Origin of the sequence: Ruegeria sp. HKCCA0235A (genome assembly GCF_013033235.1) — a bacterium.
GTDB lineage: Bacteria > Pseudomonadota > Alphaproteobacteria > Rhodobacterales > Rhodobacteraceae > Ruegeria.
In genome coordinates this window covers 222,797-237,744 of the sequence record NZ_WQDQ01000002.1, presented here as the reverse complement: position 1 = coordinate 237,744, position 14,948 = coordinate 222,797, and the positions used below count along the sequence as shown (strand labels likewise).

Genomic DNA, 14,948 nt, shown 5'->3' with positions numbered 1-14,948 from the left:
TTTTACAACGTGACCCAGCCCTCGGGCGGTTCCTTTCCCGGGTGCACAGCCTGACAATTGGGGCAGGTGCGGTCTTGTTCCGAGGCATAGAACTTCTGATAAACCGGAGGCAGGTCATCAACGATGGACTTTAGCTGCATTTCCGCTCGATGCACCAGTGATCCGCATTCAAAGCAATACCATTCGATGGCGTCCAGCTCTCCGGTCTGGCGCTTGGGTTCAATCACAAGCCCGATCGAGCCTTCCTGAGGGCGCTGTGGTGAATGGCGCACATGCGGAGGCAGAAGGAAAACCTCGCCTTCACGGATCGGAACATCATAGAACTCCTCTCCGTCATAGATTTTCAGCACCATGTCGCCTTCAAGCTGGTAGAAGAATTCTTCAACCGGATCATCGTGGTAATCGGTTCTCTTGTTCGGACCACCCACAACAGTGACCATCAGATCGGCGTCTTCCCAAACCTGACGATTCCCTACGGGCGGCTTGAGCAGATGGCGATGCTCGTCGATCCAGGCCTTAAAGTTGAACGCTTTCAGTTTTGACATGTCCCACTCCCTATCCCGGAAAGTTTGGCGCGTTTTTCCACAACCGCAAAGAAATTATCAGCATCTCGCTATCCGATTTCCTTATACTGCCAGGCCTCACCCGGCTCAGACGCGCAGCCCGCTTTCATCAAATGCTTTGCGAATGATCGCTTTTTCCGCGTCGGTCAGTTCCAGCATCGGCGGGCGCACACGGCCACCGACCTGACCCAGCAACTCTTGCCAGTATTTTCCGAATGCAGTGGGTTTGCCCGCAGGACGTGTGCGTTTCATCGCATCGCGGACAGGGTTCAGGCTGTCAAAGACACGCCGCGCTTCATCGGCCTGTCCCGCAAGGGCCAGGCGCGTGTATTCGTTCATCCGCTGATCGACCTTGCTTTGCAACTGATAGGGCGGGGACGAACAGAGATACAGCTTCCAGTCCAGTTCCAGTATGTTGTCCAGCCATTCATGTTCGGCCGAGGTCGAGACGTGGATCCTGTCGCCCACCATATGGGTCAGCTTCACGTACATCTCACGCGGAACCGAATACTTAATGGCTACGATATTCGGCAAATCCGCAATGCGGGCGCATTCTTCAGGTTGCATCAAATAGCCGCTGTCAGGATGGCTCCACATGGCGATGCCGATATCCAACTCATCGCAGAAGCGCTTGTAATACTGGTACAAGACCTCGCCACGATCCTGTACGAAACTCAGAACCGGGGCGTGAAGTACGATGTAGTCGGCACCGCAATTCTGAGCGTGGTGGGCCAGTTCAAAGGCCGTATTCATGTTCTGATCCGAGACCGAGACGATTACACCGGCTTTGCCTGCGCATTCGTCAACGGCAATTTCGAAGTTGCGCTTGCGCTCTTCGATGCTCATCGAAAAGAACTCGCCCTGTTTGCCGGCGACGAAAAGACCCTGGATGTCCAGATCGTCGATCCAATGGCGGATGTTTGCACGCAGTCCCGATTCATCCAGAGACAGGTCATCATTGAACGGGTTCAGTGCCGCTGCCCATATCCCAGTCATATGTTCGCGAGCATAGGCCTTTGCGTCGTGTTTTGAGTATTTCATTTCCAACGTGGTCCCCGTGGCTTCATCAGAAACAAAACACACCAGGCGGGTCGGTCCAGTGCCATTTCAGGGAAATGGTTATCTGAAAAACATATACCACCAACTTACCAATTCAGATTTTTTCAATGCTGGTCTAGGGTCCGGACATGAAGATCGCAGTCATCGGAACCGGCGCAATCGCGCAGTTTGTGCAGCGCATGTTGCCAGAACATGGGCATGAGTTGGCAGCCATTCTGGTCAGACCACACCGCGTTGATCCAAAATCGCCCAAGTCAGTCGGTTCGGTTGATGACCTGCCGGCCGGGATCGAAATGGTTCTGGATTGCGCGGGGCACGAGGCATTGGCCGGTTTGGGTCCGGACATTCTGGCACGAGGGCTGGATATCATCAGTGTCTCTGCCGGCGCACTTGCGGATCAGCAGGTCAGTAACCGGCTGGACAGGGCCGCGCGAAAGGGCGGGGCGCGGCTGCATCTGGCAAGCGGTGCCATAGGCGGGCTGGACTGTCTCAGCGCCGCAGCGGTCGGGCCGCTCAAATCCGTCACATATGTGGGGCGCAAGCCGCCGGCGGGGTGGAAGGGGTCACTTGCCGAACACAGTCTTGACCTCGGCAATATCACCGCGGCTGAAACTCATTTTCAGGGTTCCGCACGAGAGGCGGCGCTTGCCTACCCAAAGAACGCAAATGTCGCCGCCGCCGTCGCCTTGGCGGGTGTGGGGTTCGATAACACACAGGTTCGTCTGATCGCCGATCCGACGATCCACAAGAACATTCACGAGGTCGAGGCCGAAGGCGATTTCGGCACGTTTCAGTTCCGGATCAGCGGCACCGCGCTGCCCGACAACCCGCGAAGCTCGGCGCTTGCGGCCATGAGCGTGCTGTCCAAGCTGGATCAGCTTTGCAAGCCGATTGTTCTGTAGCCATGGTTGGACGCCACTCTCGCATCGTTGACCGCGCCTTGACCCGCCTGAAGCTGCGACAGCTGCGTCTGCTGGTTGCAGTTGGCGCGCATGGGAACATTCAGAATGCCGCGCGTGAGCTGGGAATATCTCAGCCAGCGGCAACCAAGATGATTCAGGATCTTGAACTGGATTTCGAAGTCAAGCTGTTCACGCGCACCAACCGAGGCGTTGTGCCAACGGTTTTTGGCGAAACTCTCATACGTCACGGGAAGCTGATATTTGCTCAGGTTTCCAATGCCGCGCAGGAACTGGACGATCTGAACGAAGGAAATTCCGGCCGTGTCGTGGTGGGAACACTGCTTGCAGCGTCAACTAGCTTGCTACCTGCCGCCATTGAACTGCTGTTGAAAGACCGCCCGAACGTTGCAGTCAAGATCAGCGAAGGGACCAACGAGGTGCTCATGCCCCGGTTGCTGTCGGGTGAGATCGACATGGTTGTAGGACGCCTGCCGTCGCACCGGCATCGCGACAAGATTCGACAGGAAAAACTGTTCGAGGATCGGATATTGGCCATTGTCGGCCCTAAACACCCGCTTGCGGGGCGGGACGCCGTGACCTTTGCGCAAACCAAGCCGTTTGGCTGGATTCTTCCCCCGCAAGAAACCACGTTGCGACGTCAGGCGGATCATTTTTTCGTCGGCCAGCAGCAATATGTGCCACCGGTCGCCATAGAATCCGTGTCCTACCTGACGAACCGGGCGCTGCTGCAATCCCGCGACCTGATCGGCCTTATGCCTGCCGAGGTCGTCGTCCAGGATATCGAAAACAACCATCTTGCCCAGCTCGCCTGGGAGGTTCCTTTCGGGCAGGGGCCGATTGGAGTGTCCTTCCGTGCCGACGACGATCTGTCGCCTGCGGGGCGCGCTTTCAAAACGGCTCTGCATCGGGCGGCGCAGAGCAGACAGACCAGATATTCGCCAATTTGATATCCGTATTCGCGCAATGCGCTTGAACTCATGCGAGGCATCGCGCGATCAAAATCAGCAAATGGAGGCGCCGGTTTCATGTATCCAGAGCTCAGGCTGTTCATTGGCGGCACGTGGCGAAAAACCGGGCGCGATATCCCGGTTGTCAACCCGGCAACCGAGGAAGAACTCGGTCGATTGCCTTGCGCATCGGTGAAAGACCTGGACGACGCGCTGCAAGCGGCCGTCGAAGGCTTTCGACTGTGGCGCCGCACATCGCCGCGGGAACGCGCGGATACGATCCTGCGGGCGGCAGCCCTCATGCGTCAGCGGCAGGAAGAAATCGCGCATTCCATTACTCTGGAACATGGCAAGCCTCTGAAGCAGGCCCGGCTGGAGGTCATTCGCGGCGCCGAGTTCTTTGAATGGGATGCGGGCGAGGCGATGCGAACCTATGGGCGGATCATTCCGGCGGCGCAGGGTCACAAATTTGCAGTTCATCACCAGCCTGTCGGCGTTGTCGCGGCATTTTCGCCGTGGAACTTCCCCATGAGCCAGCCTGCCCGGAAAATCGCTGGTGCTTTGGCCTCGGGCTGTTCGGTGATCCTGAAAGCGGCAGAAGAAACGCCTGCCGGCGCTTTGCACATAGCAAAAGCGTTCGAAGATGCCGGTCTGCCAGCAGGGGTTCTGAATTTGGTGTTCGGTGAACCATCCGAGATATCCGGCCATCTGATCCCGCAGGACCCCGTTCGCCTGGTGGCCTTCACCGGATCGACAACCGTCGGGCGTCATTTGACCACTTTGGCGGCCCAACACGATACCCGAGTGCTCATGGAGCTGGGCGGCCACGCGCCGGTCATCGTTTGCGAAGATACGGATGTGCAATCGGCGGCCGTTTCAGGCGCGGTCCGCAAAATGCGCAATGCCGGTCAGGTCTGCACTTCGCCAACCCGTTTCTTCGCGCATGAGAGTGTTTTTGACGCCTATGCGGCCGGGTTCGTCGCAAGGGCCAAAGCCACGGTCGTCGGCAATGGGCTTGACGCAACCGTTGAAATGGGCCCAACGGCCAACGACCGGCGCGTTCCAGCCTTGTCGGAGCTGGTTGAAGACGCAGTGGCACAGGGGGCAACGCTTGCCACAGGCGGATCGCGGGTTGGTGAGAGGGGATATTTCTTTGAACCCACGGTGTTATTGAACGTTCCTGAAGCGGCGCGGATCATGCGCGAAGAGCCGTTTGGACCGGTTGCGGTGATCAACCCGGTGGCTTCGCTGGATGAGGCGATCGCTCTGGCGAATTCAGTTCCCTACGGGCTGGCGGGGTACGCTTTCACCAATCGGGCGGATTACATCGACCGTCTGATTGACGAGGTCGAGGTCGGTAATTTGTCGATCAACACGCTTGAAGCATCGATGCCGGAAACGCCCTTTGGGGGCGTGAAATCCAGTGGCTATGGTCGGGAAGGCGGAATCGAAGGCCTTGAGAATTACATGACGGTCAAGAACGTCTGGCATTCGGCCGAGATCTGCTGAAAAAGACCCCGACACCTGCACTTGTCGACTTTTCGCGACCAAGCCGGCCTTTTTCCTTTCGAAACCGACCAAAGGGCCAGCGCAGCGCTGCGGTTGTGATTTCAATACCTGCGGAATCGACAGAGGCGGCAATGTGCCCTTCCTGATGGGGCGCCCGAACGCGGATCATGACCTATGTCAATGACAGTAAACCCGCCTTGCTGTCCATTGGCCGGGAATTTCTGGCCGGACTGTGCGACAAAAACCATCGCGTCCTTTTGCCGGTGATGATCAGCGTTTCGGCTGACCTGCGGGGGGGTCCCGCCGGGTGGCCTGAGCTCCGGAGGGACGGATGAACACTTGGCTGACGCTATCTGCACCAATCCCTGCCGGGGATACCGAGGGCTTCGAGAGGTTGGCGGGGCTGCCCACCGTAACGTCCACCTTTGGCATGAACTCTGACTGCGCGCGCGTGTCTGAGCTTTGCGGCCAACCCGAGCCAGATTTGTCGTCCGAGCAAGAAGGCGATGACGGCATAGGTCGCGCCGCGCATGGTCGGTATGGCATGGGTACGCTGCCGGTCGCTGCTGATCCCAACTCGGATTTGGAAAAATTCAAGGCCGACCTGCCCAATCCCGATCCGGACGAACAGTCGGGATTTGCAGGACGCTTAATATTTTCGGAGACTCAAAATGGCTGATGGATGTGCCTGTGACCGCCACGCCCACATGTATCTGACTGTCGAGGACGCCCTTGAGCGCGGTCTTTCCGTCGCAGATCCTGTTACCGAAACCGAGATTTTGCCGCTGGAACAGGCTATAGGCCGGGTTCTGGCCGAGGATTGCGCCAGCAAGGTCGATATGCCTGCCTTCGACAACTCGGCCATGGATGGCTATGCCGTCCGCACCGGTGATCTGGGTGACGGGCCGGTGTTCGAGCTGCCCATCGCCGGGCGCCTGGCTGCGGGTGACTGCGGCGACCATGATGCCCCCGAAGGCAGCGCCTTGCGCATTTTCACGGGCGCTCCGGTGCCGCCTGAATTCGATGCCGTGCTGATGCAGGAAGATTGCGATCTTCTGATCGACAGGATTCGATTCAGCCGCCGCCCGAAACCCGGCCAGCATATCCGGCGTGCGGGGGAAGATCTTTGTGCCGGGAGTCCGGTCCTGCGACGGGGCTGTCAAATTGGACCGCGCGAGATGGCCGCCCTGGCATCCGCAGGGTATGGTGAGGTCCTGGTGTTTCGAAAACTGAAGGTCACGATCTTTTCGACAGGCAGCGAACTGCGTCAACCGGGCGAACCCCTCGGCCCCGGCCAAATCTACAACTCGAACCGTTATATGCTGCTGGCGCTGTTGCAAAAACCCTGGATCGAACTGACCGACCGGGGACCGGTCGAGGATGACCCGACCCGTCTGGAACAGGTTCTGCGCGAGGCATGCGATGCCTCGGACCTCATCGTCACGACCGGGGGCGTGTCGGTCGGGGATGAAGATCACATGCCCCGGCTTTTCAGCGCGATTGGCGGCGAAACCGATGTCATGAAAGTGGCGATGAAGCCGGGTAAACCGGTCATGTTCGGGCGGCGCGGGCGCGCTCTTTACGTTGGTCTGCCCGGCAACCCGGTGTCAGTTTATGTGACATGGCAGATAATCGGGTCGCAGATGATGGCGCGGCGCGCAGGCTTGTGCCACAGACCTCAGATACCTGTTCAGGCCGTGCTGGCTGAACCCGTTCAGCGTCGCGCGGGTCGGCAGGAGTATCGTCCGGTCCAGATTGACGGCACTTCGCCGCGTGGCCTTCCCAATGTACGTCTGATGGCGCCCTCCTACAGTGGACGTGTTGCCTTGCTGGCGCAGGCAGACGGGTTGGCGATCATACCGGCCGAGATCGAAGACCTGCCCGCCGGGCATTCGATTGAATTGTTGAGGTTCTGATCCCCGCAACAGGTGCGATGCGATTTATCTTGCAACTGCAACGCCGCGGTCATGGTGGGCACCCGGAAAACTGCCCGATCGCGCGCCAATCAATCCGAATACCGGCCTGAAAATTGTCGCAACCGATAAACTCCGTGACGGATTACGTCGTGACTGGGGCTTTCCCGGCGGCACATGATGCTTCGGCGCACTGAGGGTTAAGGGCACATATTCATGCGGTATTCGGCACTCGCGATAATGCGGCAGGTTTTGAAAGGGCACCGGGGCTGGACACCGGCTTGGCGCGATCCCGAGCCTCAATCAAGCTATGATTTCATCGTGATCGGCGGCGGCGGTCACGGCCTTGCGACGGCATACTATCTGGCCAAGGAACACAACGCCGCCAGGGTGGCGGTTCTGGAAAAAGGCTGGATCGGTGGCGGCAACGTGGGGCGGAACACAACGATCATTCGTGCCAATTACCTGTTGGATGGCAACCAGCCATTCTATGAGCTGTCGCTGAAACTGTGGGAAAATCTTGAACAGGACCTGAACTACAATGCGATGGTCAGTCAGCGCGGTATTCTGAACCTCTGTCATACGGACGCGCAGCGTGACGCGTATCGTCGTCGTGGCAACGCGATGATGTTCACCGGCTCTGGGGCGGAACTGCTGGATGCAGAGGGCGTTCGTGCGATGTACCCGTTCCTGAACTTTGACGATGCGCGCTTTCCGATCAAGGGCGGTCTGTTGCATCGTCGCGGTGGTACGGCGCGTCATGACGGTGTCGCTTGGGGCTATGCCCGTGCCGCGGATCAACGGGGGGTCGACATCATCCAGAATTGCGAAGTCACCGGGTTCCGCATCGAAAACGGAAAACTGCTGGGTGTTGAAACCACACGGGGTTACATCGGCGCCAAGAAGGTAGGCGTGGCGGTTGCCGGGTCTTCCGGGCGCGTGATGGCACAGGCGGGGATGCGCCTGCCGATCGAAAGCCACGTGCTCCAGGCCTTTGTGACGGAAGGGCTGAAACCGGTGCTTGACGGGGTGATCACTTATGGCGCCGGACATTTCTATGTCAGCCAATCGGACAAGGGCGGTCTGGTCTTTGGCGGCGATATCGATGGCTACAATACCTATGCACAACGCGGCAACCTGCCCGTGGTCGAGGACGTGGCCGAAGGCGGCATGTCCCTGATGCCGATGATCGGCCGCGCGCGCCTGCTGCGGATGTGGGGCGGCGTGATGGATATGTCGATGGATGGTTCGCCGTTCATAGATCACACCGGAATTGAAGGGCTCTATTTCAATGGTGGCTGGTGCTATGGCGGGTTCAAGGCAACGCCAGCATCTGGTTTTTGTTTCGCGCATCTGATGGCCACCGACCGACCGCATGACGTTGCAACTGCCTATCGTCTGGACCGGTTCAGAACCGGGCGGATGATTGACGAAAAAGGCGTGGGCGCACAGCCCAACCTGCACTGAGGAAGCCCGGACATGATCATCAATCATCCACTGCTCGGCCCGCGTGACGCGTCGGAATTCACCTATCTGGGCGACGCGAGCCTGATCAATCGGCCCGACTGGCAATCCGACACGGCCGCCGCTGAGTTTCACGACTATGTCTACCTGCGCGACAACCCGGCAGGAACCCACCGAGAGCTGTGGTTTCACGAGCAGGGCGACAGATCGTGGCTTGTTGTGACACGCGACACGCTGACCCATGAAATTCTGGCTACAGAACTGGCGCGGGATGTAGCCCGCAAGACGGGACGGGGAAAATGACCCAGAACAATCGTTTGCAGGGCGGTCTGATCGACCGGTCCAAAAAGCTGCGCTTTACCTTCGATGGCAAATCCTACGAAGGCTATCAGGGTGATACGCTGGCCTCGGCGCTGCTGGCCAATGACGTGCGGTTGGTTGGCCGTTCGTTCAAATACCACCGTCCACGCGGTGTGCTGGCCTCGGGCTCGGAAGAGCCCAACGCGCTGGTCGAGCTGCGTACGGGCAACCGGCAGGAGCCCAACACACGCGCGACCACGGTCGAACTGTTCGATGGGCTCGAGGCGACATCGCAGAACCGCTGGCCCTCACTCGCCTTCGATGCGCTGTCGATCAATGATCGGCTCTCGCCCTTTTTGACGGCGGGTTTCTATTACAAGACCTTCATGTGGCCCAAGGCGTTCTGGGAAAAGCTCTATGAACCGATGATCCGCAAGGCGGCCGGTCTGGGCAGCCTGACGCAGGAGGCCGACCCGGATATCTACGACAAGGGCTATTTGCATTGCGATGTCCTGGTTATCGGTGCCGGTCCTTCCGGCCTGATCGCGGCGTTGACGGCGGCGCGGTCTGGCGCGCGGGTTATTCTGGCCGACGAAGACAGCCGGATGGGTGGGCGTCTGTTGTCTGACTGTGACCGGTTCGAGGGCATTTCGAATGCCGATTGGATCGCGCAGACACTGGGAGAGCTGGCGTCGATGGACAATGTGCGCCTTCTGACGCGCACCACCGTGTTCGGCGCCTATGATCACGGCATTCACGGCGCGCTTGAGCGGGTTTCGGATCACCTTGCGGTGCCCGAGGCGGGGAAACCACGCCAGATTCTGTGGCGCATCTACGCGAAGCACACGGTGCTTTGTGCCGGCTCTACCGAACGTCCGATTGCTTTCGAAAACAACGACCGACCGGGCATAATGCTGGCGGGCGCGATGCGGGCCTACGCAAACCGCTGGGCTGCGACACCGGGCCAGCGCGTGGCGATCTTCACCAACAATGACGAAGGACACCGTGCCGCACAGGATCTGATCAAAGCCGGGATCAAAGTTGTTGCCGTGATCGACCCGCGCCACGATGCACCGCGCATTGCAGCATGTGAATTGTTGGCCGGGGCGCAGGTCACGAACACGCAGGGCCGTTTGGGGCTGAAATCGATCACCGTGCAGATGGCCGATGGTCAAACCCGCCCCATCGAAGTAAGCGGTCTGGGCGTTTCGGGTGGGTGGAATCCGAATGTGCAGCTGACATGCCATCAGCGCGGCCGCCCGCAATGGTTCGAACCGCTTGCAGCCTTCATCCCACCGGCTGAGCTGCCGAAAGGTATGGCTGTCGCCGGTGCCGCCGCGGGCAACCTGACCAGCCACGGGGCGGTCGCCTCGGGCACCAATGCGGCACTTGCGGCGCTTGACGGCCTGGGGATCAGGGCCTGTCCGGTCAACCTGCCGAAAGCCGAGGATGATGAGATCCGTATCACCCCGTTGTGGCATGTGCCCGGCAAAGGCCGCGCCTGGCTGGATTTCCAGAATGACGTGACCGTCAAGGATGTCAAACTGGCCGAACAGGAAGGCTTCCGCAGTGTCGAGCATCTGAAACGCTATACCACCCTTGGTATGGCGACGGATCAGGGCAAAACCGCGAATGTCGGCGCGCTGGCCGTGATGGCCGAGATCACCGGCAAGAGCATTCCCGAAACCGGCACGACCATCTTCCGGCCACCGTACACGCCCGTGGCGATGGGGGCCTGGGCCGGGCGCTCGGTCGGAAAAGAATTCAAACCTACGCGACTGACGCCCAGCCACCAATGGGCCCAAGAACAGGGCGCGGTATTCGTCGAGGTGGGCCCCTGGCTGCGTGCGCAATGGTTCCCCAAGGCTGGTGAGACCCATTGGCGCGAATCCGTGGATCGCGAGGTTCTGGCTGTACGCAGCGGTGTCGGCGTCTGCGACGTGACCACGCTGGGCAAAATCGACGTGCAGGGCGCGGATGCCGCGGAATTCCTCAACAAGATCTATTGCAACGGCTTCGCCAAACTGCCGGTGGGCAAAACCCGCTATGGCCTGATGCTGCGCGAAGACGGCATAGCCATGGATGACGGCACCGCCGCCCGCCTGGCCGAGGATCACTTTGTGGTCACCACCACAACCGCAAACGCGGTTGGAGTCTATCGCCACATGGAGTTCGTGCATCAATGCCTGTTTCCGGACATGGATGTGCAGATGATCTCGACCACCGACGCCTGGGCACAATATGCCATAGCGGGCCCGAAATCCCGCGAGTTGCTGCAAAAGGTCGTTGATGACGGCCATGACATCAGCAACGAAGGTTTTCCCTTTATGGCGTGTGGCGAGGTGACCATTGCCGGGGGGATCCCGGCGCGGCTTTTCCGCATCTCGTTCTCGGGCGAGTTGGCCTATGAGCTGGCTGTGCCTACCCGGTACGGTGACGCGCTGATCCGACATTTGATGGCGCTTGGAGAGCCCTTTGGCGTAACGCCGTATGGCACCGAAGCGCTTGGCGTTCTGCGGATTGAAAAGGGCCATGCCACCGGAAACGAACTGAACGGAACCACCAGCGCCCACAATCTGGGCATGGGGCGCATGGTCTCAGCCAAGAAAGACAGTATCGGTGCGACGCTCAGCGCACGCGAAGCACTGACCGATCCGGATGGCCTGGCTTTGGTCGGCATTCAGCCGGTCAACAACGCCGATACCGTGCTGGCCGGTGGCCATGTGTTCGACGAGGATGCGCCACACCTGCCGGAAAACGATCTGGGCTATGTCACATCGGCTGCCTATTCGCCGCACCTGTCCAGCAGCATCGGCCTGGCCTTTGTAAAACGCGGGGCGCAGCGATTGGGCGACACCGTGCAGATTGTCAGCCCGGTGGATGACACCAACATCAAAGCGAAGCTTGTCAGCGCGCATTTCGTTGACCCCGAAGGAGAACGGCTCCGTGCGTGATTTTGTTGCCAAGACCGCCATTGGCGGCAGTGAACCCAAACGGGACGTGGTCGGAACTCTGACCTTTCAGGAACGGGAGGATGTGGCGCTGGCATCCGTCTCGGCCCGGTTGGGGCAGGAGGAAACCGTCAAAGCCAAACTTCAAACCGTTTGCGGAATCCCTGCGCCTGAGGCGGGGCAATGGGAAAAGGGCGAAACCAGCAGCCTGCACTGGCTGGGTCCGGATCAGTATCTTTGCGAGGAAGCTTTTGCAGGCCCGTTGGACCTGGCCCGGCGTATGGAAACTGAGCTGGCCGGCATAGCGTCGGTGACCGATCAGTCGGACGCGTTTACAAGCATCGACATGACCGGGCAGGGTGCAACAGGCTTGCTGCAACGCCTGACCGTTCTGGATGTCGAACAGATGCAGGCCGGAGCCTTCAACCGCACCGCAATCCATCATGTGGGATGCCTGCTGCGCTGCAATGAAGCGGGAACGGATTTTTCGATCTACGCGCCACGCAGCTATGCGATTTCAGTTCACCACATGCTGATCGAGGTGGCCAGGGCCCTGTGAAGGACGGTGCCCGAAGGACAAAGCCGCGTGTCTGGCGCCGCGGCTTCGGTCCTTGCGCTCCTGAGTCGGCGGCAGACCGAATTCGCGCCGATAGTTGCTTGAAAACGAGCTGGCGCTGTCATACCCGACCGAAAGCGCGATTTCCTGCAAAGGCTGGTCGGTGTAAAGCAGTTTCTGCCGCGCCGCATCCAGTCGCAGCCTGCGATAGTAGCCTCCGGGGCTGATCCCGGTTTCCTTCTTGAAATGCCGCTCCAATTGCCGGATGGACATGCCAACGCGCTTCGAAACCTGCTCGATCGAGATCTTGTTTTCGATGTTGTTTGCAAACAACTCGATGGCCCGTCGAACCGGGCGCGGCAGGGCATTGCGGGTCTGATTTTTGCTGTAGCCCGGCAAAACCTGCAACGTATCCGCATCGCGCAACGTCGCGTATTGGAACCAGCAGGCGGTTTCGACGGCAACCGCATCGGACACCTCGTCCGAAATCACGCCCAGCATGAACTCAAACACCGCTGAAGTCCCGGCAAAGGACATTCGGTTGCGATCTATCGTATAGAGCGTGTCACACAGGTTCACCCTGTCGAATTGTTCCTTCAAAGCAGCGGTGTAACAGAAATGTGCGCTACAACTGTAACCATCGAAGAACTTTTCTTCCGCCAGCGCAAAAAGTGAGCCGCTGACCGAACCGATCCGCGCGCCACGGGACAATAGCCGTCGCAGCGCTCCGCCCGAAGCCTTGCGATCCTTCAACCGGGCTGAGGCCCCGGCAAAGACCAGCACGACGTCGGTTTCCTCCACCTCGGACAATGCCTTGTCAGGGTTGATGCTGAGGCGTGAGCTGGACATGATCTGTTGCCCATCTTCCGAAACGACAGTCCAGCCAAGACCATCGCTGCGGCTGATCTCATTGGCCACGCGCAGGGGGTCGATGGCCATGGACAAGGCAGCAAGCGGGAAATCTCCGAGGCACAGAAAGGTGAAATGGGTCATGCTTTGTCTCTTTGCCAGCACGATACCCCAACTACACCGATTTCGTCAGAACACCAAACGATGGGCGCGGCCGCGCTCGTATAGTTTTCGGTTCAACTCATCCGCTTGGGGCGCGCCGTATTCCAGCGCGAAAACAAACGCATGTGTAAGGTAAAAACAAGCGGCGTCGAGATCCTGATTTTGCTCGGCCCGGTCGGCTGCCTCGTGGTACAGCCGGATCAGCGCAGGCACATCATTATCCGCATGAGCCTGTAACAGTTGCTTGTCGAGTTCTTGCAGATCCAAGGTCAGCCTCTTACCGGAAACGCGAAGTGTGTTGGCCTGTACGCAATCATACGCTTTCTACCTTTTTGCGCCTGAGTCCTGATTTCCCAGCGCCGTTAGCGATGCGGACCGGCCCTTGATGAACCCATCAGACGCATCCGCATGCGTCTTTGCGCGATCGCGGAACATCGCCTGATTGCAAATGATCGAGCAGGGCGCATCCGTGGCGCCCTCAGCCCATGATCCGGCCGGAAAGCCGCTTATGCCTCGGCACGGGCTTTTTCGATCTGATTGGCCACCCAGTGGTGGAAACAATGCGTTGGGCCATCCATCGCGGGCGAGAAACGGCCGCCGTCGAATTTGACGCCATGACGGCCTTTCTGCATGCCCTCGACCACGAACACATCCTCTTCGAAAACGGTTTTCCAAAGCTGCGCGTTCTTTGCGCGCAACGCTTCGTGCTCGGGTGCGTCTTCCGGTTTTTTGGCGTAGTACAGCTCGATCCTTTCGTTCGACCGCTCATGCGTGATCGGATCGATGATGAAGGCAAATCCATGGTCGCGTTGAACACCCAGCAAGGTGTTCGGGTACACGACGATGTATTCCGCCCCTTCGTTCCACTTTTCGCTCAGATTCTGGAAGTCATCCAGTTTTTCGCCGTTCTGACCTTCAAACTGGCGATAGACGTAGGTGCCCTGACCCGAATACTTGCCCAGTTCATTGATGTTGTAGTGGTCTTCCAGACGCGAATAGCTGTTGAGACCCGGGTGAACCCAGGGCAGGTGATAGCTTTCGCAGAAATTTTCGACCGCCAGTTTCCAGTTCGACTCCAGTTCGAGCCGGACAGACGCGCCGGCACCGCCATGATACATGGGCTGTTCAAAATCTTTCCAGCGTTCCATCAATTCGCGATGGACCTCTTCGAACTCCGGGGCGTTGCCATCCACATTTACGAAGACAACGTCGCGCCAGACATAGGAACGAATGCGGATCAGGCCCAGTTCAGCAAAGTCCAGATCTTCATGTGTGTTCTGTCCGGGGCCACCGACATGCGGCGCAGTGCGCAGTTCGCCATTCAGGCCGTAACACCAGCTGTGATAGGGGCAACGGATCGCGCCGCGGATTTTCTGCGGCTTGTCGACCAAAATCATTCCGCGATGGCGGCAGGTGTTCTGGAAAACGCCGATCTGCCCGTCACGGTCGCGCACCATCAGAAGCGGCACACCGAGGAAGTCGATCGGAAAGGCATCTCCCGCTTCGGGAATGTCCTTGCCAAAACCGATGCCCGACCAGTTCGCGAACAGGACCGCCTCCCGTTCCTCGGCGAAGACATCGGGATCGATATAATGCTCGTTCGGCAGGCCCTTGGCGGTGTTTACCGGGGTCAGAACAGACGAAAGCGCTGAATGCTTGTTCATCGGTTGCTCCTGAGTAATTCGGAATGTGTTGAACGTTACTCCCATTGGCCGGTCGAGCCGGCTTCATTCAATACCAAAAAACCTCATG

General features: G+C 59.0%; 14 protein-coding genes. 9 read left to right on the top strand and 5 right to left on the bottom strand.

The genetic code is table 11. From position 1 onward, the window contains the following. Window positions 1-2: 2 nt before the first annotated feature. Entirely contained in the window at window positions 3-545 is a 543-nt protein-coding gene (locus tag GOW56_RS05105; RefSeq protein WP_152460347.1) for a 3-hydroxyanthranilate 3,4-dioxygenase, read from the bottom strand. Window positions 546-650: 105 nt separating this feature from the next. Beyond that, window positions 651-1,604 carry a dihydrodipicolinate synthase family protein gene (locus GOW56_RS05100; RefSeq protein WP_171205184.1) on the bottom strand — a complete coding sequence of 318 codons (954 nt, stop codon included), beginning with the start codon at window positions 1,602-1,604 and terminating at the stop codon, window positions 651-653. A gap of 146 nt (window positions 1,605-1,750) precedes the next feature. Here GOW56_RS05100 and GOW56_RS05095 point away from each other — a divergent pair, with 146 nt between their 5' ends. The 9 genes from GOW56_RS05095 to GOW56_RS05055 all read left to right on the top strand — a co-directional run bounded on the left by GOW56_RS05095 (window position 1,751) and on the right by GOW56_RS05055 (window position 12,188). Continuing rightward, on the top strand, window positions 1,751-2,524 hold the full coding sequence (locus tag GOW56_RS05095) for an aspartate dehydrogenase (RefSeq protein WP_171169733.1): 774 nt from the start codon (window positions 1,751-1,753) through the stop codon (window positions 2,522-2,524). 2 nt (window positions 2,525-2,526) lie between these two features. After that, window positions 2,527-3,492 (top strand): LysR substrate-binding domain-containing protein, encoded by a 966-nt coding sequence (locus GOW56_RS05090; protein ID WP_171205183.1) that lies wholly within the window; start codon window positions 2,527-2,529, stop codon window positions 3,490-3,492. A 78-nt stretch (window positions 3,493-3,570) separates the two neighbouring features. Continuing rightward, on the top strand, window positions 3,571-5,001 hold the full coding sequence (locus GOW56_RS05085; protein WP_171205182.1) for an NAD-dependent succinate-semialdehyde dehydrogenase: 1,431 nt from the start codon (window positions 3,571-3,573) through the stop codon (window positions 4,999-5,001). A gap of 331 nt (window positions 5,002-5,332) precedes the next feature. After that, window positions 5,333-5,680 (top strand): hypothetical protein, encoded by a 348-nt coding sequence (locus GOW56_RS05080; RefSeq protein WP_171205181.1) that lies wholly within the window; start codon window positions 5,333-5,335, stop codon window positions 5,678-5,680. Then, complete coding sequence (gene glp / locus GOW56_RS05075; protein ID WP_171205180.1) at window positions 5,673-6,917, top strand: gephyrin-like molybdotransferase Glp; 1,245 nt, start codon at window positions 5,673-5,675, stop codon at window positions 6,915-6,917. The genes GOW56_RS05080 and glp overlap by 8 nt, the downstream gene beginning before the upstream one ends. Before the next feature lie 213 nt (window positions 6,918-7,130). Beyond that, window positions 7,131-8,381, top strand: a complete 1,251-nt coding sequence (locus GOW56_RS05070; RefSeq protein WP_152460340.1) for a sarcosine oxidase subunit beta family protein — start codon at window positions 7,131-7,133, stop codon at window positions 8,379-8,381. A gap of 12 nt (window positions 8,382-8,393) precedes the next feature. Continuing rightward, the gene (locus GOW56_RS05065) at window positions 8,394-8,681 is read left to right on the top strand and encodes a sarcosine oxidase subunit delta (RefSeq protein WP_152460339.1); all 288 of its coding nucleotides are present in this window, start codon (window positions 8,394-8,396) and stop codon (window positions 8,679-8,681) included. Next, window positions 8,678-11,632 carry a sarcosine oxidase subunit alpha family protein gene (locus GOW56_RS05060; protein WP_171205179.1) on the top strand — a complete coding sequence of 985 codons (2,955 nt, stop codon included), beginning with the start codon at window positions 8,678-8,680 and terminating at the stop codon, window positions 11,630-11,632. Before GOW56_RS05065 ends, GOW56_RS05060 begins: the two co-directional genes overlap by 4 nt. Then, window positions 11,625-12,188: a sarcosine oxidase subunit gamma gene (locus GOW56_RS05055; protein ID WP_171205178.1), complete on the top strand. Its 564-nt coding sequence runs from the start codon at window positions 11,625-11,627 to the stop codon at window positions 12,186-12,188. The genes GOW56_RS05060 and GOW56_RS05055 overlap by 8 nt, the downstream gene beginning before the upstream one ends. Here GOW56_RS05055 and GOW56_RS05050 read toward each other — a convergent pair. The 3 genes from GOW56_RS05050 to GOW56_RS05040 all read right to left on the bottom strand — a co-directional run bounded on the left by GOW56_RS05050 (window position 12,147) and on the right by GOW56_RS05040 (window position 14,860). Beyond that, entirely contained in the window at window positions 12,147-13,178 is a 1,032-nt protein-coding gene (locus GOW56_RS05050) for a GlxA family transcriptional regulator (protein ID WP_171205177.1), read from the bottom strand. The genes GOW56_RS05055 and GOW56_RS05050 overlap by 42 nt on opposite strands. Before the next feature lie 45 nt (window positions 13,179-13,223). Beyond that, window positions 13,224-13,463 carry a hypothetical protein gene (locus tag GOW56_RS05045; protein ID WP_171205176.1) on the bottom strand — a complete coding sequence of 80 codons (240 nt, stop codon included), beginning with the start codon at window positions 13,461-13,463 and terminating at the stop codon, window positions 13,224-13,226. 239 nt (window positions 13,464-13,702) lie between these two features. Then, on the bottom strand, window positions 13,703-14,860 hold the full coding sequence (locus GOW56_RS05040; RefSeq protein ID WP_171205175.1) for an aromatic ring-hydroxylating dioxygenase subunit alpha: 1,158 nt from the start codon (window positions 14,858-14,860) through the stop codon (window positions 13,703-13,705). Window positions 14,861-14,948: the final 88 nt, after the last annotated feature.